23 protein-coding genes are annotated in these 23326 nt (G+C 44.4%); 5 read left to right on the forward strand and 18 right to left on the reverse strand.

What is annotated here, in order from left to right:
- Nucleotides 1–8 precede the first annotated feature (8 nt).
- The 3 genes from L9Q40_RS19490 to L9Q40_RS19500 are packed head-to-tail and all read left to right on the forward strand — an operon-like array spanning nt 9 to nt 1674.
- Nucleotides 9–773 (forward strand): NAD(P)/FAD-dependent oxidoreductase, encoded by a 765-nt coding sequence (locus L9Q40_RS19490; RefSeq protein ID WP_498794276.1) that lies wholly within the window; start codon nt 9–11, stop codon nt 771–773.
- Nucleotides 773–1327, forward strand: coding sequence for an FAD-dependent oxidoreductase (locus L9Q40_RS19495; RefSeq protein ID WP_498794277.1), 555 nt, complete (start codon nt 773–775; stop codon nt 1325–1327). The genes L9Q40_RS19490 and L9Q40_RS19495 overlap by 1 nt, the downstream gene beginning before the upstream one ends.
- Nucleotides 1324–1674, forward strand: a complete 351-nt coding sequence (locus L9Q40_RS19500; protein WP_014234884.1) for a EutQ-related cupin domain-containing protein — start codon at nt 1324–1326, stop codon at nt 1672–1674. Before L9Q40_RS19495 ends, L9Q40_RS19500 begins: the two co-directional genes overlap by 4 nt.
- A 132-nt stretch (nt 1675–1806) precedes the next feature.
- Here the strand turns inward: L9Q40_RS19500 and azu are convergent, their stop codons facing one another.
- Both azu and L9Q40_RS19510 read right to left on the reverse strand, forming a co-directional pair.
- Complete coding sequence (gene azu / locus L9Q40_RS19505; RefSeq protein ID WP_498794278.1) at nt 1807–2259, reverse strand: azurin; 453 nt, start codon at nt 2257–2259, stop codon at nt 1807–1809.
- 279 nt (nt 2260–2538) lie between these two features.
- On the reverse strand, nt 2539–3189 hold the full coding sequence (locus tag L9Q40_RS19510; RefSeq protein WP_498794365.1) for an HAD family hydrolase: 651 nt from the start codon (nt 3187–3189) through the stop codon (nt 2539–2541).
- A gap of 214 nt (nt 3190–3403) precedes the next feature.
- Between L9Q40_RS19510 and L9Q40_RS19515 the strand changes: the two genes are divergently transcribed.
- Nucleotides 3404–4279, forward strand: a complete 876-nt coding sequence (locus tag L9Q40_RS19515) for an NAD(P)-dependent oxidoreductase (RefSeq protein ID WP_498794279.1) — start codon at nt 3404–3406, stop codon at nt 4277–4279.
- Nucleotides 4280–4972: 693 nt separating this feature from the next.
- Here the strand turns inward: L9Q40_RS19515 and L9Q40_RS19520 are convergent.
- The 16 genes from L9Q40_RS19520 to malK form a co-directional block, all read right to left on the reverse strand.
- Entirely contained in the window at nt 4973–5590 is a 618-nt protein-coding gene (locus L9Q40_RS19520) for a glutathione S-transferase family protein (RefSeq protein ID WP_239946663.1), read from the reverse strand.
- Nucleotides 5591–5604: 14 nt separating this feature from the next.
- Entirely contained in the window at nt 5605–6639 is a 1035-nt protein-coding gene (gene curA / locus L9Q40_RS19525; RefSeq protein ID WP_422835037.1) for an NADPH-dependent curcumin/dihydrocurcumin reductase, read from the reverse strand.
- A gap of 146 nt (nt 6640–6785) precedes the next feature.
- The gene (locus L9Q40_RS19530; protein ID WP_498794280.1) at nt 6786–7385 is read right to left on the reverse strand and encodes a TetR/AcrR family transcriptional regulator; all 600 of its coding nucleotides are present in this window, start codon (nt 7383–7385) and stop codon (nt 6786–6788) included.
- Nucleotides 7386–7418: 33 nt separating this feature from the next.
- A complete protein-coding gene (gene yqfB / locus L9Q40_RS19535; protein WP_065298141.1) occupies nt 7419–7745 on the reverse strand; it encodes a N(4)-acetylcytidine aminohydrolase in 327 nt (108 codons plus the stop codon).
- Between the two features lie 117 nt (nt 7746–7862).
- On the reverse strand, nt 7863–8252 hold the full coding sequence (locus L9Q40_RS19540; protein ID WP_498794281.1) for a VanZ family protein: 390 nt from the start codon (nt 8250–8252) through the stop codon (nt 7863–7865).
- Nucleotides 8253–8254: 2 nt separating this feature from the next.
- Nucleotides 8255–9562: an oligosaccharide flippase family protein gene (locus L9Q40_RS19545; protein ID WP_498794282.1), complete on the reverse strand. Its 1308-nt coding sequence runs from the start codon at nt 9560–9562 to the stop codon at nt 8255–8257.
- Between the two features lie 9 nt (nt 9563–9571).
- Nucleotides 9572–10603 carry a glycosyltransferase gene (locus tag L9Q40_RS19550; protein WP_498794283.1) on the reverse strand — a complete coding sequence of 344 codons (1032 nt, stop codon included), beginning with the start codon at nt 10601–10603 and terminating at the stop codon, nt 9572–9574.
- Complete coding sequence (locus tag L9Q40_RS19555; RefSeq protein ID WP_329354149.1) at nt 10600–11433, reverse strand: putative capsular polysaccharide synthesis family protein; 834 nt, start codon at nt 11431–11433, stop codon at nt 10600–10602. The genes L9Q40_RS19550 and L9Q40_RS19555 overlap by 4 nt, the downstream gene beginning before the upstream one ends.
- Nucleotides 11430–12668 carry an O-antigen ligase family protein gene (locus tag L9Q40_RS19560; protein ID WP_498794284.1) on the reverse strand — a complete coding sequence of 413 codons (1239 nt, stop codon included), beginning with the start codon at nt 12666–12668 and terminating at the stop codon, nt 11430–11432. Before L9Q40_RS19560 ends, L9Q40_RS19555 begins: the two co-directional genes overlap by 4 nt.
- A complete protein-coding gene (locus L9Q40_RS19565) occupies nt 12646–13692 on the reverse strand; it encodes a glycosyltransferase (RefSeq protein ID WP_498794285.1) in 1047 nt (348 codons plus the stop codon). The genes L9Q40_RS19560 and L9Q40_RS19565 overlap by 23 nt, the downstream gene beginning before the upstream one ends.
- Nucleotides 13693–14511 carry a putative capsular polysaccharide synthesis family protein gene (locus L9Q40_RS19570; RefSeq protein WP_020335425.1) on the reverse strand — a complete coding sequence of 273 codons (819 nt, stop codon included), beginning with the start codon at nt 14509–14511 and terminating at the stop codon, nt 13693–13695.
- Entirely contained in the window at nt 14489–16669 is a 2181-nt protein-coding gene (locus tag L9Q40_RS19575; RefSeq protein ID WP_498794286.1) for a GumC family protein, read from the reverse strand. The genes L9Q40_RS19570 and L9Q40_RS19575 overlap by 23 nt, the downstream gene beginning before the upstream one ends.
- 15 nt (nt 16670–16684) lie before the next feature.
- Nucleotides 16685–17218, reverse strand: a complete 534-nt coding sequence (locus L9Q40_RS19580) for a polysaccharide biosynthesis/export family protein (protein ID WP_498794287.1) — start codon at nt 17216–17218, stop codon at nt 16685–16687.
- 12 nt (nt 17219–17230) lie between these two features.
- Nucleotides 17231–18460, reverse strand: a complete 1230-nt coding sequence (locus L9Q40_RS19585) for an outer membrane beta-barrel protein (protein WP_498794288.1) — start codon at nt 18458–18460, stop codon at nt 17231–17233.
- A gap of 10 nt (nt 18461–18470) precedes the next feature.
- Nucleotides 18471–19871: an undecaprenyl-phosphate glucose phosphotransferase gene (locus L9Q40_RS19590; protein ID WP_498794289.1), complete on the reverse strand. Its 1401-nt coding sequence runs from the start codon at nt 19869–19871 to the stop codon at nt 18471–18473.
- 462 nt (nt 19872–20333) lie between these two features.
- Nucleotides 20334–21452, reverse strand: coding sequence for a maltose/maltodextrin ABC transporter ATP-binding protein MalK (gene malK / locus L9Q40_RS19595; protein WP_014234865.1), 1119 nt, complete (start codon nt 21450–21452; stop codon nt 20334–20336).
- Between the two features lie 670 nt (nt 21453–22122).
- Between malK and malE the strand changes: the two genes are divergently transcribed.
- Entirely contained in the window at nt 22123–23301 is a 1179-nt protein-coding gene (malE, locus tag L9Q40_RS19600; RefSeq protein ID WP_014234864.1) for a maltose/maltodextrin ABC transporter substrate-binding protein MalE, read from the forward strand.
- Nucleotides 23302–23326: the final 25 nt, after the last annotated feature.

The following is a 23326-nucleotide window of genomic DNA, read 5'->3' on the forward strand; positions in this document are numbered from 1 at the left end:
GGCCGACAATGATTCATTTACCAAACGATGATGCAACATGTGGCTGGTATCACGCGCTACCAAAAACGCCAGCAAAACCTTCGTTGCAAGGGAATATAAATGCAGATTACGTGGTATTGGGCGCTGGGTTTGCGGGCCTTGCGATGGCGAGACGTTTAGCTGAGCATGAACCTGATGCACGAATTCTCTTGATTGATGCGCAGCGCATAGGTCAGGGAGCCTCAGGGAGAAATTCTGGATTTGTGATCGACTTACCGCATAAGTTTTCTTTAGAGCATCCGGACCCAGCTCATAAGCAGAAGTTACTGGCGTTAAACCGTTCTGCGATCGGTCAATTAGATTGTTTGATCAGCAAATACAATATTGATTGCCAGTGGTCAGCAAAAGGTAAATATCAGGGCGCGGTTGGAGAAAGGGGCGAGGCTTATCTCGATCACTTTGAGCACTTGATGAAAGACTTGGGCGAACCGTATTTCCACGTGGATCGAGCAGAACTTGCAAAAGTACTCGGTACAAATTACTACAGCCGAGCCATTTACACTCCAGGTGGTTATTTAATGCAGCCAGCAGCTCTAGTTCACGGCTTGGGTGAGAGCTTGCCTGATAACGTAGAAGTGCTAGAAAACTCTCCTATTCGCCGCCTGAGTAAAGAGAATGACAATTGGGTGTTGCATGGCGATAAAGGCTCAGTTCGCACACCAGAATTGTTACTAGGAACCAGTATTTTTACTCGAGAGTTTGGCTACCTGAAAAATCGACTGCTTCCGGTGTGATGACGTTCGCGAGCTGGACACGTCCTCTGACGGACGCCGAAATGCAGCGTTATGGTGGTGAATTGAACTGGGGGCTGACTCCGGCTGATCATGCGGGGACGACGCTTCGTATGACAGCGGATCGCCGAATACTGATTCGTAATACTTACAAACATGTACCTAAGTATGGCTCAAGTGTCAGTGACAAAATGAGGCAGAGTATTCAAGAAGATCATCGTCAAGTGTTCTTGGCCCGTTATCCAGAACTTTCCGATGTACCTTTTACTCACACGTGGGGCGGCGTTTATGCCATCTCTCGAAACTTCACCAATTTCTTTGGTCAGCTCGACAAAGGGGTGTATGCCAGTGCTTGTGACAATGGCGTTGGGGCCGCATGGGGAACAATTTCCGGCACTTTACTTGCGGATTATGCAGTAGGGGCGACCTCCAAATTGCTGGATGACATTCAACAAGTAACCGGTATGCCTAGCCTGAATCCGCCAGAGCCGTTTTTGGGTATGGGAGTGAGGAGTCGTATTCAATTAGCTAAGTGGCAAAGCCGGAGTGAATTATGAAGCAAGTAAAACTCGTAGATAGCAAAACACTCGACTTCAACGTGCGCGGTGATACTCCCGGCATGGCTTATGTAGCAAGAGCTCTCAGCCCGGAGATTTCACCAAATATTGGTGTTGGTTTTGCTAAGTGGGAAGGCGCAGAAGTTGCGTGGACGGTACTTTATGATGAAGTGGTTTTCGTCATAGAAGGGTGTTTTGAACTGACCGCAAATGGAGAAACCCATTTTGTTCGCCCCGGACAGATGCTTTGGATTCCTGAAGGTACCGAGTTAGTTTATGGCGGACACGCGTTATTTGGTTATGTTGTACACCCGGGAAACTGGAAGGAACTGCACGGTATCGAATAAGACGATCAGAGGTTTGTAGGCATGACTTTTCCTGTTTTTAGGCTGCTAACCTGAGAACTAATGTTGAGTTTCGATTAAAAAGGGAAGCCTGAGCTTCCCTTAAATCTTTATATCACGCGAGGGCACAAGATTTTATTTGAATTCAAACTTGCCTTGCATGACTGCCCAGTGGCCAGGGAATGAACAGAAGAAAGAGTAGTCACCGCCCGCGGTCATTTTTTCTGTGCTGAACGTGATGCTTGTACTTTCTCCGCCACCAATGATGTCCGTGTGGGCATAAACTCGCTCGTCATCTGGCTTAACGTAGTTATTATCAGCGCCTGCATTCATGCCGTCGGTACCAACTGCCTGAATATTGGCTGTATCTGCAATAACAACGTTGTGACCCATTGACTGCGCCGGCATTTTACCAGTGTGGTTCAGAGTCAACGTTACTTCGCTACACGTTGCCGGGACACTCAGAGTTTTGGTAGAAAACTGCATCATATCGTTAGCATCCAGAGATACTTCACACTCGGCACTGGCTTGTGCGCCAAAGCTTACTCCAACAAGTGCAAAGGTTGCTGCTAATAAACGTAAAGACATATAACACTCTCCATTTTATATTTTTGGCTGACTGGTTTCATATGAACCAATAGTTCTCATTATCAACGAGTTAATAGCGTAAAACTGTGCTGTGAGCGGTACGTTGACACTTTGTTGCAAACTTATACTCATTCATCTCTATGATTGATCATATGACGCATTGCGAGTGGAAACTGCACAAAATAAGAGACAGATAAAAAATAGCAGGCGATTTGGTATTAAGCGAAAAATGAAAAAAGCTCAACCATTAGGCTGAGCTTATTGTGAAGAGCAGGTGTGTTATCGAGTTTGTTTCAATTCTTTCAGCACATCGTGTAGCGAAGGGACGATAGAATGACCGAATTGGCGTACTTCGTCACATGGCTCTACCAAATCTGGGATCTGATAAGTCGACATATTAGCGGCGACAGCGGCACGCACACCATTGTTTGAATCTTCAAAAGCCAGGCACTTAGTCGGTTCAACATTCAGTCTGTTGGCAGCAAGTAAGTAGATTTCCGGGTCAGGTTTACCATTGCTTACTTCACAGCCTGTCGTCAGGTTGTCGATATATTTGCTCAACCCTGCCAGTTCAAGTTTGATCTTAGCGACATCCTTAGCTGTCGATGTCGCAACGGCGATAGGCAAACTCTGCTCTTTCAGCCATTCTAGCAGTTCAACGACGCCCTCTTTTACAGGAATCGCCTGGTGCTTGACTACAGCGTTGTAACGGGTTCGCCATTCTTGATGCAGGCGGTCCAGATCATTTCCATAAGCTTTGCGGAAAATGGCTTCAATACCTGCGGCATTACGCCCAATGATTGACAGGTATACTTCCTTGTAAAAAGGAAGTTGTTGTACTTTGCAGGCTTCTTGGAACACGCGCATACAGACACGCTCAGTATCAAGAAGCAAACCGTCCATATCAAAAATAGCAGCGTGATAATTCATTACTTTGCCGGTTTGTTGAGTGATGGGGTATTCTGACATAAGTCACACTTTATTTCTCGCGAATTTAAACTGGTCGCGTGTTTACAGCATTGATTCTGTCCTTCAATCATGCAGTTTCCTTTGTGAAAATCAGAGATAAATTACGAGTAAAAAGCAGAATTCTTTAGTAGCATGTTACAAAAGATTTAAATTCAGTTGATTAGGGAAGCAGGCAATGGAAAAACAACGTGTAGCATTTATTGGTTTGGGTGTAATGGGCTACCCAATGGCAGGCTATTTAAGTAAAGCTGGCTACGAAACCAAAGTATACAACCGCACAAAAGCAAAAGCTGACCAGTGGGCAGAAGAATACAACGGTGTTGCCTGTGAAACACCTGCACAAGCGGCAGAAGGATGTGACATCGTATTTACTTGCGTAGGCAATGATGATGACGTTCGTAGTGTGGTTTATGGCGAAGAAGGGCTTCTGGTTGGTCTTAAGCCGGGCGCTGTATTAGTCGATCACACCACGACTTCCGCAGATTTGGCTGTCGAACTGGCGGACGCTTGCACTAAGGTTGGTAATCATTTTATCGATGCCCCAGTTTCTGGTGGTCAGGCGGGTGCTGAAAATGGTGTCCTAACCATCATGTGTGGCGGTAATTCGAATGTCTTTGAACAGGTTGCGCCTGCGATGGATGTCTACGCAAAACAAATTACGTTGCTGGGTGAGAATGGCCAGGGGCAACGATGCAAAATGGTCAATCAAATTTGTATTGCCGGTATACTGCAAGGCTTGAGTGAAGCTCTGCTACTGGCTCAAAAATCTGGTTTAGATATTGAACAAGTTGTCGAAACACTGAAACATGGTGCCGCTGGGTCATGGCAAATGGAAAACCGTGCCAAGACCATGGCGCAAGATAAATTCGACTTTGGCTTCGCGATTGACTGGATGCGCAAAGATCTAGGGTTCTGCCTTAAAGAAGCTGAGCGTGTTGGTTTGCAGCTTCCGTTAACCCAAATGGTTGATCAACAATACGCTGACCTACAGCTTGACGGTCTTGGGCGTATGGATACCTCGGTACTTATCAAAGCCGTGGCTAAAAGTTAGGGTCTGTTGACCTTTCGAGCTGATTTTTGCAGCAGTTTGTGGGTTCTTTATGCAAGGCAGAGGCTTTGAAATGTAGTTTACCTACCTGATAAGCCGATAACGTAGTAGAAAGGAGCCACAAACGCTGCCCGAAGGGTTCGGCTAAAAGCATTTTACTCTTTGTTGAGAGGTGTTTTGCTTAGAATTACTAGGCTACAAACCTCTCGCCACGATTAAAATGCTTTTGACTAGGCGTCCCCATCCGAACAAAATTTAACCACGAAAGGTTAACAGACCCTAGTAATAGATAAACAACTCTTGAGTATCGAAGAGCTTAAAGAAGTCGAAGCTAATCATACTTATCTCCTTACGAATTAGAGGTGCGTAATGCGCCTCTTTTTATTGGTATTAACTCAGGGCTTGTAGGGAAGATTATTATGGATAGATTCTGGTGGAAAGCGGATTGTACTTATTGAATTGATAGTCGGTGACTATGTTCCAAAACTGGATGAAATCAGAAAAGTACTACGTTGAACTGCTTGAATTTAAGAGTGAAATGGATGTTGATGCGTAAGGGTAGCCAGTTGCTAAAAACGAGTGCTTGATTCAGAGAGCAGTTGCTTTTGTGAGGCAGTGCGTTTCTGTGAACCAAGCATCTCGGTGATGATTGATTATGAGCCTGTTAGGTGTGTCGCTTACACCAAAAGGCCAAAGTTAAGCGTATTTGACTTCGAGCTGTTCTGCTTTCGAGAACCCCTCGTGAGTGGCAAGTTGGTTTCCATAACTTTCAATATTAGGGAAATGATTGCTCATGCCAAACTTATGTACCAATTCCACTATGAAAGACATCATGATGTCTGCTCCGGTTAAGCGCTCCTCTACCAGATAGGTTTTCTCTTCCAAAGCTTGCTCGAAGTAATTCAAAACACTCATGGTTTCTTTATCTGCGTAGCCTGATAAGAACTCTGTTTGAGTTGGTTCTTTGCTTACAAAGACTTTCAGCAATATTGGTAAAATCGCCGAGCTTTCAGCAAAGTGCATCCACTGCAAGTACTGCGTATGAGCTTTCGTTCCGCGTTCTGGAGCAAGTTGACCGTCGCCGTATTTTTCGATCAGATACTCTGTAATTGCGCCTGACTCAATGATGATTTCACCGTCATCTTCCAGAACTGGTGACTTGCCTAGTGGATGTACACTTTTAAGCTCTGGAGGAGCCAAAAAAGTCACTTTGTCACGTATATACGGTACGACTTCATAGCTCACATTGAGCTCTTCGAGTAACCAGATAATGCGTTTCGAGCGAGACTGATTGAGATGGTGAAGTTTAATCATTCTTTATCCTATATTTACAGAGGGTTGTTTACCTGAACAACAACTTTGCCGAAGTTTTTTCCTTCGAGCAGACCGATGAACGCATCAGGTGCATTTTCCAGGCCTTGTACGAGTTGTTCACGGTATTGGATCTTTCCTTCTGCCAACCACTGGTTCATGTCTTGCGCAAATTCATCGTAACGGTGTCCGTAGTCATCAAAAATGATGAATCCTTGAACTTTGATTCTCTTTGTCAGAATGTTAACCATCAGTAGTGGCAGGTGGTCTGTGCCTTGTGGAAGCTCGGTCGCATTGTATTGAGAAATCAAACCACATACAGGAATACGGGCGTTTGTATTAAGCAGCGGAAGTACCGCATCGAATACCTTGCCGCCTACGTTTTCGAAGTAGACATCGATGCCATTGTCACATGCATTTTTCAATTGTTGCGCGAAATCGTCGGCTTTATGATCAATACACTCATCGAAGCCCAACTCTTCTTTTGCATAGCGACATTTCTCTTCACCACCGGCAATACCGACTACGCGACAGCCTTTAAGTTTTGCAATTTGACCGACCGTTGAGCCAACGGGGCCGGTTGCCGAAGCAACGACGATAGTCTCCCCTGGTTTTGGCTGGCCGATATCAAGCAATCCCATGTATGCCGTAAAGCCAGGCATGCCTGCTACGCCTAGTGCATACGAAGGGTTTTGTGGATTTTTACCCAGCTTGATGACCATTTCACCGGTTGAAATCGCGTAGTCTTGCCAACCCACAGTGTAAGCGAGTACCCATTCACCCGCCTCGTAATCTGGGTGGTTTGATACTTCAACCTGACACACGGTTCCTGCAACCATTACGTCATCAATTGCAACTGGTTCTGCGTAAGATTCCGCATCACTCATACGACCACGCATATAAGGGTCTAGTGATAGGTAAACGGCTCTTAACAACATTTCACCATCTTTTGGTACTGGCTTTGCCACTTCTTCCAGTCTAAAGTTTTCAGTTGTTGGTGCGCCGTGTGGACGTGATGCAAGTACGATTCTGCGGTTAAGTGCGTCTGTCATGTTATTTTCACCTTAAATTAGACCGGTCGTCTAGTTTTTATTGCAAAATATCCCGCTCTGAGAGCGGGAAAGTATTTTGTGTCTGCAAAGGCTAGCCTTAAACAGACACTTATAGGGTTGTTCTCTTACTGCGTTGTTGAAGCCACTTACGATAAAGTGCGTGTGTTCTGCAATAGATCTTGAGTATAGGTCAGACTCTGCGTCAGTGCCGTCTGATCTTGATACAGCTTGTTGAGTAAGCTTGCACCATTCCAAAGGTAGTAGAGTTGCCTTGCTAACAAAGCACTGTCACCATTTGCAATTGATCCGTCTTGAATGCCAACATCAATACAGTCCGCGATGGCTTGAATTGATTTGTCGGCTCCACGACGTAGTGCAAGTCGCATTGGTTCGGAAAGGTCAGAAACTTCCGCGCTAAGTTTGACTAACAGACATTTGTTCGCATTACATACATCTTGTTCAACTTTGGCTAACTCTTCAAAGTAGCTCATCAGACGTTGGTATCCGTTGCGATTAGTATTGATAAAGAGCTCATCTAACTTGTGAAAGTAGCGATCGAAGTAAGCCTCAATCAAAGCCTCACCAAACTGCTCTTTGGATTTAAAGTAATGATAAAACGAGCCCTTTGGCACTGCTGCCGTTTTTAGAAGCTCGGAAAGTCCAACGCTCGTAAAGCCTCGGGTTACGATTAACTCGTATCCGACCTCGAGAATGTGTTGGCGTGTGTCGTTAGTCTTAGCGTTCATGGGACGTACTATAATTAAAATTAGACCAGTCGTCTAGTTTGTTTTGATCAACTCGTATTCAATAACGAAAAGTGTGTCAGTATCAGGGTAAATCTCCCTAATCAGCTGCTTTAACTTTGGTAACTCCATGGCTTCTTGTTCTGCGTGGAACTCGTTGATTTCATCAAAGTTAAGTGGATTTACCGATAGGATTTTGATGTCACAGACCTTGCGGTTAGTCTCTAAAGTAAAGACTTCCACTTCGGTATTTGGGATGTAGTGACTTTCTGACTTATCTCGTATCGTGATGGTTTTTTTGCCCGATGTGATCAAAGGGGTCAGAAATTCAAAAAAGGTGATGGTTGTTGGATGAGATGACATGCAGCACTCGCTTCTCAAGGTTATGTAAATGCATTATATAGCGATACCTGAATAACCTCGAGGTGCTTATTTCAGTGCACGTCGCTCATTAATCCTCAGTTGGCTAAAACCGACAGCTTAGTGATTTCGTATGCTAAGCCATACCTTAGCGGCAAAGTAACCAAGTAACATGCCGCTCCAATTGGTACTGAGATCCGCAACGCTGAATGTGCGGTTGGGGATAAAAAGCTGACTAAACTCTTCGAGTGAAATTATTAACAGCAGACACAGCAAAAGGCGAATTCCAAAAGCATCTGCTTTGATTGGTCTGGCATGGTGGGGAAATGCAAATACGGCACAGAGGCCAATCAGCAGACTGAAGGTAAAGTGGAGCGTCGTTGATCCGCCGACATAGTGCTCCATATTGAGATAAGTCACATGACTCAAATCAGAACTTTTCCACAGTGAAAGGCTAACGGTCAGTAGAGACACCAAGCCTAAAGTTATACGTGCAATTATCGATGACATAATTAACCCACTGGAAAGAAGCCTAAATAACGTTTAACAAAGTACAGTGCAGCAAGGTTCTGTATCGCCATTCCGATTGCCATAGCCCAAGCTGCGCCAATAACACCGTGAACGTGGCACAAGACGAGCAGCAGCAAAATCGAGATGGTTCCAGAGCCAATGGTGATGTATTTCATTGTTTTTTCATGTCCGCTCATTAAAAGCAGAAACCCGACCGAGCCAGTGGCAACGTTGACCAATTGACCGAGGGACAGCACCACAAGAAGAGGCGCGGCAGCGACAAACTCTTCGCCAAAAAAATTCAGTACAAATACAGGGTACAGTGTACAAATCAACACTGGAATTAATGCGGCTGCAATGTTCATTCGACAGGCCATCCGGCTCAAATTGCGTAATTTGTCCATCTCACCTTCTTTGTAAAGTGACGCAAACATTGGAGCGACGACAAAGTTAATAGTGATTAACACAAAGCCGATCAATAGTGAGGTCCGTTGGGCTGCGGCTAACAAGCCAATCTCTGAAGCGGAAATGAAGAACCCTGCGATGACGAGACTTCCCCACTGAAGAACGTTGTTAAATATGCTCCCAATCCAGACTTGTTTGGCTGAAGCCGTTAGTTGGAGATTAGGCGTTGACGTTGGTTTGCGAAATTGCCCCGATCTCACCCAGTTTGTTGTCGATGTCGTGGCAACAATCACGCATGTTAGCAGTAGAGCTGCCATGAGATAGTTGAGACTTTGCAGGCCAAACATGGCTAAAGCAGCAATGGCAAACACCATCAGCATACTCACACCCAATTGCAAAGCGAATAGCGAAGAGACCACTTTTTTGCTCGCTTGCAAGACTCGGCTATTGGTTTGTCCAAGTACTAAGAAAGGAACACAGAGTAACGCGAGTGCAACGGCTGGTAGTGGGGCATTGGTCTGATTGACTGTCTCGGGGAATAGATAGAATCCGGCAAAAATGACCAGTCCGGCCGGGACGCAAAATGCAAAGCTTCGGGATAACGCTGTTTTGTAATTATCGCTTTGTTGCTGAGCATTGTGACTGCTAAAGGCTATGGCGTTGTATCTCACCAAAGCCACGTCAAAGCCCAACTGAGAAATAATCGCGGTCAGTGATACCAGATTAAATAAGAAGAAAAACTGACCTGCTATCGAGGCATCTGTGGTTCGGGACACCATGACTGCAAGCAGAAATGCAAACAATGCGCTGAACACTCTGGTAAGCGCGGTTTTTAAGCCAAGCGAGAACAAGCTTTTTTGTTCGCTGGGCGCAGACAGTCTTTTTTGTTGAAAGGCGTGAAACATGTAATATCTCTAACGGTAGATGCTATTTAAAGCGAGACGCTGCTTTTCTTCACTGAATGTGTCGTTCAATTCAGTCGTGTATTGGCCAAAATCAATATCGTGATAATGGTTAATACAGTGGGTCAGCTGTTTTGCCATTTCTTGCGGCGTTTGCGCCAAAAATGGATAGTTCAGAGCTTCTGTCGCACCAATCTTGCGAATCACCATTGGGAGATGCAGCTTAGCGGCCTCGAGAATCGTTAGGGGCATGCCTTCCCAAGCGGCAGTGTGCAGATAAATATCCGACGCTTTTAATTGCTTCATAACGTCACTACGAGGAAGCATGCCAGTCACGTGTACGCCTTGGTCTTTTAAACGCTGTTCAAGCTCTTGGTCGCCACCACCAATCCAGGTGATCTCAAACTGACGATTGAGTGTCGCAACATCAAGGTGGGAAAGAGTATCAATCAGAAACTGAGGGTCTTTCTGAGGTGCGACCCGGCCAAGTACCACCAGTTTCAATGCGGCGGCTTTATCTCGGCTTTCGCGCTCTTCACTTTGATAAGATACGTAGTTATTAAGTAACTCAGCCTGCTTGGCGCCGATGCTGATGGCTAAGTCACATTCACGTTGGCTGCATCCCGCCACGATATCGATTCTATCTAACCGCAAGCGCTCTAACGTTTTATAGAGTTGTCGAGCAAAGCCTGAAATATCCTCCCGCTCAAATGCGTAGCAGTGGGGCGTGTAAACTAATCGTGCGTTGTTGAGTCGCAAAAAACGCCCCAAAAAGCCTGCTTTGCTCGAGTGTAGGTGAACAATATCTGGTTTGACTTCATCGATTGTTTTATTTGCATCTTTGATGAACTGCAGCAGTCCACCCTTTACCCATTGAACACGTGAAAATACATCGTGGTCGCTGTCATTGGTTAAATCATTTTCGCGAGCTCTGGCAACCAGAAAATGCTGATAAGGTTCATGACGGGAAGAGTGCGTGTAACTGTAAAGTGCCGTTTGAACACCACCACCAAAAGATTCGGTTATATGCAGTACTTTTTTCATGATGACTTGGTTCCCGGAGTTTGCTGCCATTTGGACTTAAAAGCGTCTCGCTCTTGAACTGAGTAAACATGTTGATAAAGCGGCAAGTCGTACATGTAGAACAACTTAGAAAAATCGTATTGCTGCTTAAAGTACTGATAGATGTTTGAATACCATTTGTTTTTCGCTTCGTTGCTATTCTTCAACTCAAAATTGTCGACATTCAAGAACTGGCCAATCTCTCGGTCTAGCGAGCTGAGCTTTTCGCACTTAATTAACAGTACTTCTGCCTGACTGTTGATAAAGGTAAAGAAAGGCTGGGTGTTATCAACCTTCTGGTCCAATACGTCGATGTTGAAGTTACGTTTCAGTTCGTTGTCGAACCAGTCGGCAAAATAGTTGAGGTTAATGTAGTTGTCGAAGCAGTGCTCCAAATGCTGGTAGGTCACGTCCATGTCGTTGTGGATCGCTTCGTTTTTTTTACCTTCGATAAACTGAAAATGAAGGTCCTGGAAAAAGCGAGACAATACAGTTGCGATAGGGTCACGCACTAAAGTGACGATTTTTATCTGTTCGCGTTTTTGCAGAATTCGTTTTCTTTGGTTAAGGACCAAACGGTAAATCGCACGGTTTTTGAAATCGAAGAATTTCTTCACATCGCGTTTGTTGTGATACATGTGGAACTCCTCATGATCATCAAAGGTATGGATGTGGTAACTGGGAATATTACGCTCTCCCAATGTGTGTTCAATGGAAGATGAGCCGACTTTGCCCATCTGGTAAACCAAGACAAAGTTGTCAGCTCGAAGCTCTCGGTTCTTTTCAAATTGTCGAGCGATTGAATATTTCATTGATCAAGTCCTTGATTATTAAAATTGGTGGCTTTAATTCCCGAACATGAAGGCATGCGGCTGGATTCATCCGTGCGTTTTATGCTGAGCATTACCGGTAGTAACAGGATTAAAATAATCGTGGTATTTACCGCAACGAAGCAGACCATAATGAGCGCGTACGCTGCGAGTAGCAGGCTTTTGCGGTTCTCATTTAAGCTATAGAAGCAAAATTTGATGAAAAAAAAGTATCCACCGAACAACAGCGCTATACCCAGTAACCCATACTCAATGGCGGTATCTAGAACAAAGTTATGGGTGTAAATCGCCAGCTCTTGATAGTTAAAGTAATTGACCATGATGCTAGGCAACATTTTGGCTCCCACACCTAAGATGGGATGCTGTTTCAGAATGTCGAAACCATTAGCGAGTAAAAGTTTTCGGTGCAAATTGGATACCCACCTCGCTTCACTCTGATTGGCAAACAAGATGTCTTCTTGGGTGAACTCTAGCTGATCGGCTAGCGTGTCGAAGCCCACATATGAAGTGATGGACACCGCAGCCAATGCCGCGAAACTTAGCGTCAGTAATATGGTCCAGGTATATGTTTCACTGACGGTTTTTCTCATCAAACTCTTAATGAAAAGCTGATCCAAAAGAAACAATAAACAAAAGCCAAGCAGGGCTTTGCGCTCTTGCGATAAAACCAGTAAGACCAGTGCTATCAGCATTAAAATATGGAAGGCGCGAATTTTGTCTCGATATAAATAGAGCAACGAGCAGAGCAGGCCAAAACCATACTTACTGACCCCAAGAAGCTTGAATCCACTTTGATAACCTTGGGCAAAATGCCAAGCGGCAACCAGACAGCAAATAACGAAGAGAATATAAGAAAAGTACACCATGACTCGTTCATCTTCGAAAGCTCCATAAGCGAACAGTAATCCGAGCAGACTAAGAATCGCTACCCACTGAACGGTTTCGGTAATGAGAGGCATCAAGGGCACACGATTAAGCAGACCGTTAATAAACACATAACCGGTGAACAGCAATACAAATCCGATGCACGGATGCAGGAGCTTGCGTGTTTTGCTTTCCATAACAACAAGCGCACTTAATCCCAGAGAGAGAAGACTTGCGACATCACTCGGCGCTAGCGCAATACTTCCAGCTTGAATTTTCACTGGCACAAAAAAGAGCGCTAGGGTAAACGCAGCCAGCAGAGGAATGTGATTACTTACTGGCATAGAGTTCATCATAAGCCTTGTAGTAGCTCTCTCTGAATTGTTCCAGAGTGAAAGATTTACAACGTTCGACAAAAAATTGGGTAGCCATTTCATAATGGGCTTGGCTACTGCAAATTATCTCAATCTTATCGGCTAATTCCTGTTCGTTTCCTAGTTCAAATAAGTAGGAGTCGTTACCAATCACTTCATCTAATCCCGGAACATTCGAGCCTAAAACGGGCAACCCTTCAGCCATCGCTTCCACGGCCGCCAGCCCAAAGCCTTCAATAATTGAAGATTGAACATACACATCAAGATTGGATAAAAAAGTCGGCACATCTGAGATGACACCATGCCAGTGCACACGGTGAGCGCAATTTAATTGTTGCGCTAAATCTTGCAGCTGTTGTTTTTTATCACCGTCACCCGCTAAATGAAGGTGGTAGTGTTCCGGTAATTTAGCGATAGCCTTTATGAGCGTCGGGTGATCTTTATAGCCATGAAGTCTGCCTGCCATCCCGATATTGATTGGGCTGTCTGGTTGAATTCTGCTATACGATTTGGCTTTTCTGGAGAAACGATTTAAGTCGACGCCATTGTAAATAACGTCGTAGCGATCCTTGTATCTCGGCAAGAACCTGACTAACTCTTCTCTTACTTTATTGGTGATACAAATCGTTTTCTGATGTTTTTGGTACATCAGATACTCCATAAACTTAAAGGCAGGGTAATCTCTGCGTCTATTCGTCGTATTGTGTTCGGTTTGTACCCGTTTCTTACCAATCGCCAGTAAAGCGACGTATATCGAAGGAAATAAATGGCTGTGGATCAGGTTTGGCCAGCGCAACAGCCTCCACTTTTCTTTTATCGACAGGGAAGGCCAGTAATAGAAACTGACCCCGTTTTCATTTAGCTGGGTCTCGAAGTCATTGTCTTTATTCAGAACCAGTATCTTTACTTCGTAGTGGGGCTTATGCTTAACAACAAGGTCAACCAGAAAGCGTTGTGCTCCCCCGTTGTTAGATAAGTCATTAATTATATGCAGTATCTTCATTTATCTACCAAGCTGTTTCTGTGTGTATTTGTTCTTGATGTTGTCAATTTCAGAGCTCGTAAAGAAATGCATAGCAAGCTTTGAAGAAAGCATGTCCTCAACAAACTCTGGTTTGAGTTGGTAAGAGCTCTTGAACTCAGTGGCAAGTGGCGAGTACCACTTGTTTTCCGATTGGTTGTCATGAGTCACTTGGATGTCTTGCTGCAAAAATTCACTGATCGCCTGCTGTGACTGGTCCAGTTTGTCGGTTCTAATCACCATCAAAGAGAAATTGCCCTTTTGATAGGTTTGATAACCAAGCTCATGATCAAACGGATGAATAAAAACATCTATTCCTGTGAGTGCTTTGATTTCGTTGTCAAACCACTCAAGCGGATAGTGATGATTCACATGCTCCTCAAACGCTTCATGAAGCAGTTGAGGACGCTCTGAACGTACGGCACTGTCATCTTTGAGGTATTTATCAGCGACCCAAAAAGGGAGTGATTGAAAGAGCATGGATATGTTTCTGCCAATAGGCTCTCTGACCAGCGAGATAATACGCACATGCTGTTTACGTTTTAGCATGTTGATCATAATGGCCCGTTTCAGTAGTCGCTTGACGTAGTTGGTTTTTGGTTTGTATAACTGTGCTCGCACAGGGGAGATCTGTTTTGACGCCGAAATGGACATCAGGTCATGCAGATGGATCGATCCCTCAATCGACTTTTCGAGTGCACTCGAACCCACTTTTCCCATTTGGTATATCAATACGGGCTGTTCCTGACGCTTCAGCGTTTGGTACCAAGACACTTGTTTAGTAGGCGTATTTGTGGACATATAACGCTTCCCCTTCCTTAGATTTTGCCTGTGTAATAAGCACGCCAAGAGATGGTACGGAATGTTGTAATTGTTTGGATAACGCAACGTTAACCAGTTGTGCCTTGGTTGACTCTGCACGAATAACGGTAATCAGGCCATTCGCATACTGACCCAAAATCAGAGCATCGCTCACTGACAGTAATGGTGGTGTGTCAATAATGATGCGGTCGTATTTTTCCTGAAGGTAATCCAATAGCTTCTTAAATCGTGCCGAGGCTAACAGTTCCTGCGGATTTGGCGGAATTAATCCTGCTGGCAAAACATCCAGCTTTGCTTCTTCCACTCTCACAATGCAGTCTTTAATGGCCGTATCCATCGTAAGTATGTTGGTTAATCCCGGTTGAGATTCGGCAATGTCGAACCTTTTGGCCAATGAAGGTTGGCGAAGGTCGCAGTCAATGATCAATACCTTTTCCATGGTAGAAAAAGACACGGCCATATTAATGCTGGTGGACGTTTTCCCTTCTTCCGGGATAGCAGAAGTAAAGGGCAGAACTTTCTGTTTTGCGTTGGTCAGTCTGAGTAACAGAGAGGTTCTGACGGAGCGACACGCTTCACTAAACAGTTTTTCATTCCTGTCTAAGTAAGCTGTGTAGCTGAGTCCACTTTTACGCAAGCGACGACTTTTGACGAGTGGGATAGTGCCCAAGCAGGTCACGCCTAGTTTTTCTTCAACATCCGATGCGGTTCTTATCACCTCACGCAATGTTTCTAAAATGATGACGAGCGCACAGGCAATCGCAAACCCGAATACTGTTGCAATAAGAACCAGCTTCATTCTCTGTGGCGCAACGGGAAACAGAGGAATAATGGCTTTATCTGTGAAACGAGCAGTGACATTTTTGTAGTCGCTGGTCGCACTGGTTTCCTTCTCTCGGTTTAAGAACGCTTCGTAAAGCGCTTTGTTGGATTCAACTTCTCGCTTGAGTTGTTCATAGCGCGCTTTTTGTGAACCCAATGATTGGAACTCTGTTTTTTTGCGATTTAACTCAGCACGCAACATGTCTTCCTGAGATTTTGCTGACAGTAAGTCTTGCTGCTTACTGAACGAAATCTCGCGAATTAGTTGTTGGGTTCTGGTTTGGATCGAATCTAATTGGGCTTTCGCCTGAATCATACGATCGTGCTTAGGTCCGTAACGCTGTGCCAGTTCGGACAAGTTCTTCTCCGCCTGAGCCTCCGAGAGTTTAAGATCACGGATCTGTACTTGGTTGGCGAACTCATCTATCGACAGCAGACTATCTAAGCTTTGCGATGATTTGCGTCTGAGAAGCTGAATCAAAGACTGCGCTTCAATACGGTTGTTAACAGCGGTGTTGAGTTTTCGGTTGAGCTCTTCCAGCTCATTGGCGTAAATTTCATCGATACCGTTGATATCAATCAGTCCCTCTTGCAATAAGAAGTCTTGCAGAGCCTGTTCTGAATCTCTCAAACGCTGTTCTAACTTTTGCGAGTTGTTGGTCAGCCAGGTTGCGGCATTTTGTGTTACGACTAATTTCGCTTCAAAGTTTGTGTCGATGTAGGCTTGACCCACCGCATTGGCGACTTGTGTTGCTAGTTTAGGATCCACCGATCGAAAACGGATTTTAACCATTTGCGTATTGCGGACAGGTTCTATTTCTAGCTTGTCTTTAAACGTTTGCAGTGCTCGATAATAGGTATCGGAATACTGCGCTGTTTCTGTTGGGTTTGGCGTAACGTTGAGTAAGTCTTGAACCAGTGGAATTGATTTTATGTTATCAATGGTTTGTTTTAGCCCACCTGTACTCGTGAACTCGGGATACTGAGTCAAGTTAAGGCCTTGGATAACCTTATCCGCGATGTGGTTCGACTGTAAAATCGCCACTTGAGTCTGGAAGTACTCTTTCTTGGTCGTATCCACGCCATAGACTTCTTCTATGGACAAAGCGCTTTTTTGCTCTTCTTGAATCAAAAGTGTCGCTGTTGCTTGGTAAATCGATGTTTTCGAGTAGATGTACCAGGTGCAGGCCAAAGAGAAAATTAAGGTAAAAGCAGCAATACTCAACCAGTTCTTTTTGAGCGTATTATAGTGATGACCAAAACGAATCAGTTCTACTTTGTTCATCGGGAAGGTGCTTGGGTGAGTTCCGTTCATTTGATTACCTGTCACTTAAAAGAAGCTTTGATCAATAAATACAATGTCACCAGGCTCAACATTCAGGTGCATATCGACATTTTCTACCGTTTTACCGCTCTTGTGTTTGGTGAGGTTAATTCCCTTGCGTGATGCTCTGTCAGTGAGCCCACCCGCAAGAGCGATCGCTTTTTCTATCGTCAGCCCAGGACGATATTCAAAACCTCCGGGTTTACGTACTTCGCCATTGACGTAGAAAAGGCGGAAGTTATTGATCGTAACCATGACTTTTGGATCTATCAGGTAATCGCCTTTAAGTCCGATTTCAATTTCATCTTTAATCTGTTTTGGCGTCTTCTGGATAGCCTTAATTCTGCCGAGATAAGGGTAATCAAAGTAGCCGTCAGACGTGATCTGTATGTTCAAAATCGACAAATCTTCTTCACCATAAACTTGTATCGAAATGGTATCCCCGGTATCAAGTAGGTAGTCTTGTTCATTCGTTGTAGCCGTGGCGAACGTGCTAAATAGCAATAAAACCAGGCTAATAAGCGTCGTTAATGGGTTCATTAAAAATCCTTTTTACAGCGAAAATTGAGTGCTTAGTGTCCAAACATTCTGTTGGAAGCTATAGCCTGTTCGGTCTGACGTTTTATCTTGGTATTGCCAGTTGGCCTGTAACAGAATCCAACGTTTGATTTGATAGTTGATGCCGGCAGACAGCGAGTAACGTTCGCTATCTCTTGAGTTGCTATCTCTTAAAGTAAGGCCCGAAAGCTCCCCGGTGTAGTCATCTTCTTGGTATAGGAACCCTAACTCTGTGGCGAGGTAGCTATTCCAGTCATGCTTAAAATCAATTCGATAGCGTGTTTGCAGGTTGTAGTCGCCATCTTGATCTGGATTCACCGCAGCTTGAGTTGTTTTTACTGTTATCAGCGTTTGCTCTTGAGGTGACCACTCAAAGCCGATATCCCAACTGAAGCCTTTAAAAGTTTCTCGCTCATTGCTATCAAAGTCTTTTATTTGGTAGCCAAGTCGAGCAATACCCTGTGTTTTTCCGGTTACTTCCCATTGTGCCCCGGTATAGTAAAAGCCCGCGGTATTGTCTCTGGATGCCATGGCTGGATTGCTGTGCTTATAATCGGTTTGAATTTGTCTGCTACCTATCAGCCAGTAAGTTCTTGGCGTTGCTCGCAAATAAAACTCAGCGTGAGCACTGGGTGCTCTAAAGTCGTTGTATTTTGTTTTCGCATTTGGTGCGAACGTTAAGCCGTCGTGATAGTTTTGGTAGGTTTTGTCGCTATAGTTAATACCGAACTCGAAACGTCCTTTGGCCCCCTCGGAACCAAAAATGTAATTGGTTTTTAGATCGTTACGGTGGAATCGAATCGGCGAGTCAACCGCGTCACCGTTGCCTTCTGTGATGTTCTCACCTCTCAATTCATGTTGGGCACGGAATTGATAATCGACGACCAGACGATTCCGGTGATTAAACTCAAAGAAATTGGTGAATTGAAACGTATGATCATCGTAATCATTACTGTCATCCGATGAGAAGCCCGATTTCAATTTGTACATAAGGTTAGCGCGATATTGATTTCGCTCTATTCGGGCCAGCAGGCTTGGCTCTACTCCCCAAGTATTAATGGACTTCGCGTTCTCTTCGTCTTTATTCACGTTGTCGTCGCCTTCATAAAAGGCTTTCACTTGCGGAATAAATTCAATACCTGAGCTGGTTGTATACGCCATTGGTTCTGCCAAAGTGAACATTGGCAAAAAGAGTAGCGAAATGATTGGAGTTGCCGTCTTCATCGTCTCTACCTTAATAAGCGTTAGCGCCGGTGAATCCTTTAAATACGGTCAGGAATATGATTTTTATATCCATCCATACCGACCATTGGTGGATGTATTCCAAATCAAACTCGACGCGTTTTTCCATTTTATCGAGGGTATCGGTTTCGCCTCGGTAACCGTTAATTTGAGCCCAGCCAGTAATGCCGGGTTTTACTTTATGTCGCAGCATGTAACGGTCGACGATTTGACGATACTCTTCGTTGTGGGCAACGGCGTGAGGACGCGGTCCTACGATGGACATGGTGCCTTGCAATACGTTAAAAAACTGCGGTAACTCGTCGAGTGATGTGCGGCGTAGAAACCCACCAAACGGGGTAATACGAGGGTCGTTTTTTGTTGCCTGTTTAATGTGGCTACCTTGATCCATGGTGGTCATGGAACGGAATTTCCAAACGGCAATTTTGCGACCATCCAAACCATAGCGGTGCTGCTTAAAGATGACTGGTCCTTTGGACGTTGTTTTGATGCCGATAGCTATCGCAATGAGTATTGGCGAGATTAAGAGCAAGATCAGACTTGAGAAAATGATATCTTCAAGACGTTTTATCCAGGATGAAACACCAGCGAAAGGCGTGTCGAAAACGCTGAGAGTCTGAACCTGCCCGATTTGATCCCAGCGAGAATGCAACAAGTTATAGGTAAAGAAATCTGGTATGAGGTATGTGTTCGCGGTGGTGTCAGAGAACTGATTAAGAAGCGATGCGATACGCTCATTCGCATGCATCGGCATCGCGATATAAACATAATCAACGTCGCCCTTTTTAGCGCGTTCTAGTGCTTGGTCAACAGGACCTTTTATTGGGTATTGGGAGTGAGGGAGTCTGTCGATGGAACGTTCGTCGTAGAAACCATCAAACAAGACACCATGCTCGGTATGAGATTGTATTTCGTTCGCTAGGGTAATACCGTGTGGGGTTTGGCCGATAATGATGGCTGTACGAGTGTTTAAACCCATTGTTCGCAAATACGCTAAGCCCGTGCGGAAGGCCAGTCTCCACGTTAAAAGTAAAAGCGGTGTAATGATCACCCAAAATCCTAAAATGCTGCGATCAAACAATGGATACACTTCAGAAAAATAAATAACCGCAAACAGCAATGCGACGGTTATCAGCCACGACATACAGGTGATGAGTGCTTGTGCTTTAAAGGAGCTGGTACGCCACGAGCGATAAAGGTTGCCGCTCTCAGCCATCAACAAAAATGAAATACCAGCGACAAATGAGAGTATGACGTAGTCCTTGTCCATTGTGGTATGCGTTCCTCTGAATACCAGAAACAGCATAAAGAAGACAATGACGGTAAGATCGGCGATGCGATATAAAAAAGCGAACTCTGCTTCATGAGAACGAATAAGTCCTTTGTATTTCATTACCTAGATTCCCTTCTGACACGCTACCGCCAATGGAGTTATTGTCCAGAGGTTGTGCCGTAAACGTTTTAATTAGTGAACAGATTTTTCAACGAACTTTTGTACTGCGAAAACACTTAAATTCGGTAGTAAGTTTAAAAATTTGTTGCGCAAAGGTAAGTGGAATTAAGAATGAAATTTAAACTTGGTGCTCAGCTTCTTATTTAAGATAAAGCTGGTACTTAGAAGCAAGGGATGAGTAAAAGTATGATGAAAGTAGACTGAAAATTTAGACTAAGGTTTATATAGCTAGTGGCCTAATGAACTAGCTTTTGAGCAGAAAAATAATGGATTAGTTGTGGTTATTTTTAATTAGACGTATTGCTATGAGTGGTTTTGATGAATATTTTTGCTTTATTAGGCTGGATATAAAAATCCCTCTCAAGTGAGGAGAGGGATTTTTAGTAATTAGAGGTGAATGAGTTATTCGACGTCTACGCCATTCTCTTTAAATAGGCGACGACATGCGCGACCATCGCTGTGGAATAGGTGACAACGGTGTGCCGGGATACCAATTTCCAATTTATCGCCAAGGTCGACAGCTAGCGTATCTGGTTGACGGAAAATAACGTCAGCATCTGCACCTTCAAGGTTTAGGTATACCTGAGTTTCGTTACCTAGCTTCTCAACAATCATCACTTCGCCGTGAATGCTTGCATCTGCTTCTGAAGCGGATAGTAAGTGCTCTGGACGGATACCCAAAGACATACGGTCACCGCGGTTAACGGTTGTGCCGTCAACAGGAATCCAGAATGATACGCCGTTAGATAGCTGAACTTTTACGCGTTCTGCTTCGGCTTCTTCAATAAATACACTCATGAAGTTCATTTTTGGAGAACCGATAAAGCCTGCAACGAAGCGGTTTTGTGGGTAATGGTATAGCTCTAGTGGCTTACCAACCTGAGAAACATAACCACCATCCAAAACGACGATCTTATCTGCCATTGTCATCGCTTCTACCTGGTCGTGCGTTACATAAATCATCGTACAACCCAGCTGGCGCTGTAGTTTAGTGATTTGAGAACGCATGTTTACACGTAGTGCCGCGTCAAGGTTAGACAGAGGCTCATCCAACAGGAATACGTTTGGCTGTGAAACCAGAGTTCGACCAATCGCTACACGTTGGCGTTGACCGCCTGAAAGTGCTTTAGGTTGACGTTCAAGCAGGTGACCTAACTGTAGGATTTCTGCTGCGTGTTCAACACGTTTGTCAATCTCAGCTTTGTCTGCTTTAGCCAGCTTAAGACCGAATGACATGTTGTCATAAAGGTTTAAGTGTGGGTATAGAGCATAAGACTGGAATACCATACCAACACCACGTTTGGATGGTTCAACGTCATTCATGCGCTCGTCACCAATATATAAATCACCTGAAGTAATGTCTTCTAGACCGGCAATACAACGTAGAAGGGTAGATTTACCACAACCTGATGGACCTACGAAAACAACGAATTCACCTTCGTTAATTTCCAGATCTACGTTTTTAGAAATCAATACGTCGCCATACGCTTTACAAACATTTTTTAACGTGACACTCGCCATGTAGCTCGTCCTCGATCAAATTTTTATTTTTCACCACTCATCATTATATGAATTATCTAGCGAGCAGTAACAGTAGGAATCGGTAAGTAAAGGTGGTTGATAAGAAAAGTAGGGTAGCACTTCAATAAATTGTCCTAAGAAGTGCTACCCGTCACAGCCAAGTACGAGTTTCTCTCCCCCACATTAATAGCGTTGTCTCCCCCGTGAAAAAATAACCACAAACAACACCAATCAATGACATTCCACTCGTATGGCAATGCAAAACCAGCCTATTTTCACCTAACTAATAGGTATAGCTGGGAAAGGGTTCTTACCATCCACTCTTGGATGGGTGCAGTTTCTAAGATTGTTCCTTTTGTCACATCCTCCTAATCGAAATAATTGTGGGGGGAGTAGACGGGGAGGAGTAAAAAAGGAGGAGTAATGAAGGAGTTGGGCGGAAATCACATTATCACACCACCTAAAGTTGAAGTGGATCACGACAAAAGCCCTTTTTGTGATTTGGGTCTCCTATGCTTGACGATATAGATCACGAAAATACGCCATAATTGATAGGGCGTAGGGATTAGGAGGATGAGACATACTGGATTATTTCAGATGATATATGTCGAAATACGGCTGAACCTCAATGGACTAGCCCTACATCAAAAATATAACAAAGGATACGAACATGAAAAAGTTAAGCGCTGTAGCACTAGGTACTCTTGTTGCTTTGGGGTCATTTGGTGCTCATGCTGCCATCGAAGAAGGACAACTAACTATCTGGATCAATGGCGACAAAGGTTACAACGGCCTTGCTGAAGTTGGTAAGAAGTTTGAAGAAGACACTGGTATTAAAGTAACAGTGGCTCACCCTGATGGCCTTCAAGATAGATTCCCACAAACAGCAGCGACTGGTGACGGTCCTGATATCGTATTCTGGGCTCACGACCGTTTTGGTGGTTACGCAGAAGCTGGTCTTTTGGCAGAAATCAAACCTTCTAAAGAAATTCAGGAAGGCATCGTTGATTTCGCATGGGATGCAGTGCGTTACGACGGCAAACTTATCGGCTACCCTGTAGCGGTTGAGTCTCTATCTCTAATCTACAACAAAGATCTTGTTCCTAACCCACCTAAGAGCTGGGAAGAAGTTGCAGAGCTTGACGCGAAACTTAAGAAAGACGGCAAATCTGCAATCATGTGGAACCTAAAAGAACCGTACTTCACGTGGCCACTAATGGCTGCTGATGGCGGTTACGCGTTCAAATACACTTCTGAAGGCTACGACGTTAAAGACGCTGGTATCGCTAAGCAAGGTGTGAAAGATTCTATGTCTTTCGTTAAAGGTCTTGTAGACAAAGGCGTAATTTCTGCAGATATGGATTACTCAGTATCTGAGTCTGCGTTTAACCAAGGTGAAACTGCGATGACTATCAACGGTCCGTGGTCTTGGGGCAACATCGAGAAGTCTGGCATCAACTACGGTGTGACTACACTACCTAAATTCCAAGGTCAGTCTTCTAAGCCATTCGTTGGTGTTCTAACAGCAGGTATCAGCACTGCGTCACCAAACAAAGACCTAGCGGTAGAATTCCTAGAAAACTACCTGCTAACTAACGACGGTCTGCGTAAAGTTAATGATGACAAGCCATTGGGCGCGGTAGCACTTAACTCATTCCAACGTGAGCTAGATTCTGATGCACGAATCGCGGCAACAATGGATAACGCAATGAACGGCGAAATCATGCCAAACATCCCTCAAATGAATGCATTCTGGGGTGCGGCTAAGAACGCAATCATCAACGTTGTTGACGGTCGTCAAACTGTAGATGCAGCGCTTGCTGATGCAGAAAAACAAATGACTAAATAATTCTGTAATACCTTTTTAAGGAGGG

Source organism: Allocatenococcus thiocycli (genome assembly GCF_921292965.1).
Lineage (GTDB): Bacteria > Pseudomonadota > Gammaproteobacteria > Enterobacterales > Vibrionaceae > Vibrio > Vibrio natriegens.

What these genes read in the sequence shown, in the direction of transcription:
- L9Q40_RS19490 (WP_498794276.1), top strand. Translation starts at nt 9, where the DNA reads ATGATTCATTTACCAAACGATGATGCAACATGTGGCTGGTATCACGCG.
- L9Q40_RS19495 (WP_498794277.1), top strand. Translation starts at nt 773, where the DNA reads ATGACGTTCGCGAGCTGGACACGTCCTCTGACGGACGCCGAAATGCAG.
- L9Q40_RS19500 (WP_014234884.1), top strand. Translation starts at nt 1,324, where the DNA reads ATGAAGCAAGTAAAACTCGTAGATAGCAAAACACTCGACTTCAACGTG.
- azu (WP_498794278.1), bottom strand. Translation starts at nt 2,259, where the DNA reads ATGTCTTTACGTTTATTAGCAGCAACCTTTGCACTTGTTGGAGTAAGC.
- L9Q40_RS19510 (WP_498794365.1), bottom strand. Translation starts at nt 3,189, where the DNA reads ATGAATTATCACGCTGCTATTTTTGATATGGACGGTTTGCTTCTTGAT.
- L9Q40_RS19515 (WP_498794279.1), top strand. Translation starts at nt 3,404, where the DNA reads ATGGAAAAACAACGTGTAGCATTTATTGGTTTGGGTGTAATGGGCTAC.
- L9Q40_RS19520 (WP_239946663.1), bottom strand. Translation starts at nt 5,590, where the DNA reads ATGATTAAACTTCACCATCTCAATCAGTCTCGCTCGAAACGCATTATC.
- curA (WP_422835037.1), bottom strand. Translation starts at nt 6,639, where the DNA reads ATGACAGACGCACTTAACCGCAGAATCGTACTTGCATCACGTCCACAC.
- L9Q40_RS19530 (WP_498794280.1), bottom strand. Translation starts at nt 7,385, where the DNA reads ATGAACGCTAAGACTAACGACACACGCCAACACATTCTCGAGGTCGGA.
- yqfB (WP_065298141.1), bottom strand. Translation starts at nt 7,745, where the DNA reads ATGTCATCTCATCCAACAACCATCACCTTTTTTGAATTTCTGACCCCT.
- L9Q40_RS19540 (WP_498794281.1), bottom strand. Translation starts at nt 8,252, where the DNA reads ATGTCATCGATAATTGCACGTATAACTTTAGGCTTGGTGTCTCTACTG.
- L9Q40_RS19545 (WP_498794282.1), bottom strand. Translation starts at nt 9,562, where the DNA reads ATGTTTCACGCCTTTCAACAAAAAAGACTGTCTGCGCCCAGCGAACAA.
- L9Q40_RS19550 (WP_498794283.1), bottom strand. Translation starts at nt 10,603, where the DNA reads ATGAAAAAAGTACTGCATATAACCGAATCTTTTGGTGGTGGTGTTCAA.
- L9Q40_RS19555 (WP_329354149.1), bottom strand. Translation starts at nt 11,433, where the DNA reads ATGAAATATTCAATCGCTCGACAATTTGAAAAGAACCGAGAGCTTCGA.
- L9Q40_RS19560 (WP_498794284.1), bottom strand. Translation starts at nt 12,668, where the DNA reads ATGAACTCTATGCCAGTAAGTAATCACATTCCTCTGCTGGCTGCGTTT.
- L9Q40_RS19565 (WP_498794285.1), bottom strand. Translation starts at nt 13,692, where the DNA reads ATGAAGATACTGCATATAATTAATGACTTATCTAACAACGGGGGAGCA.
- L9Q40_RS19570 (WP_020335425.1), bottom strand. Translation starts at nt 14,511, where the DNA reads ATGTCCACAAATACGCCTACTAAACAAGTGTCTTGGTACCAAACGCTG.
- L9Q40_RS19575 (WP_498794286.1), bottom strand. Translation starts at nt 16,669, where the DNA reads ATGAACGGAACTCACCCAAGCACCTTCCCGATGAACAAAGTAGAACTG.
- L9Q40_RS19580 (WP_498794287.1), bottom strand. Translation starts at nt 17,218, where the DNA reads ATGAACCCATTAACGACGCTTATTAGCCTGGTTTTATTGCTATTTAGC.
- L9Q40_RS19585 (WP_498794288.1), bottom strand. Translation starts at nt 18,460, where the DNA reads ATGAAGACGGCAACTCCAATCATTTCGCTACTCTTTTTGCCAATGTTC.
- L9Q40_RS19590 (WP_498794289.1), bottom strand. Translation starts at nt 19,871, where the DNA reads ATGAAATACAAAGGACTTATTCGTTCTCATGAAGCAGAGTTCGCTTTT.
- malK (WP_014234865.1), bottom strand. Translation starts at nt 21,452, where the DNA reads ATGGCGAGTGTCACGTTAAAAAATGTTTGTAAAGCGTATGGCGACGTA.
- malE (WP_014234864.1), top strand. Translation starts at nt 22,123, where the DNA reads ATGAAAAAGTTAAGCGCTGTAGCACTAGGTACTCTTGTTGCTTTGGGG.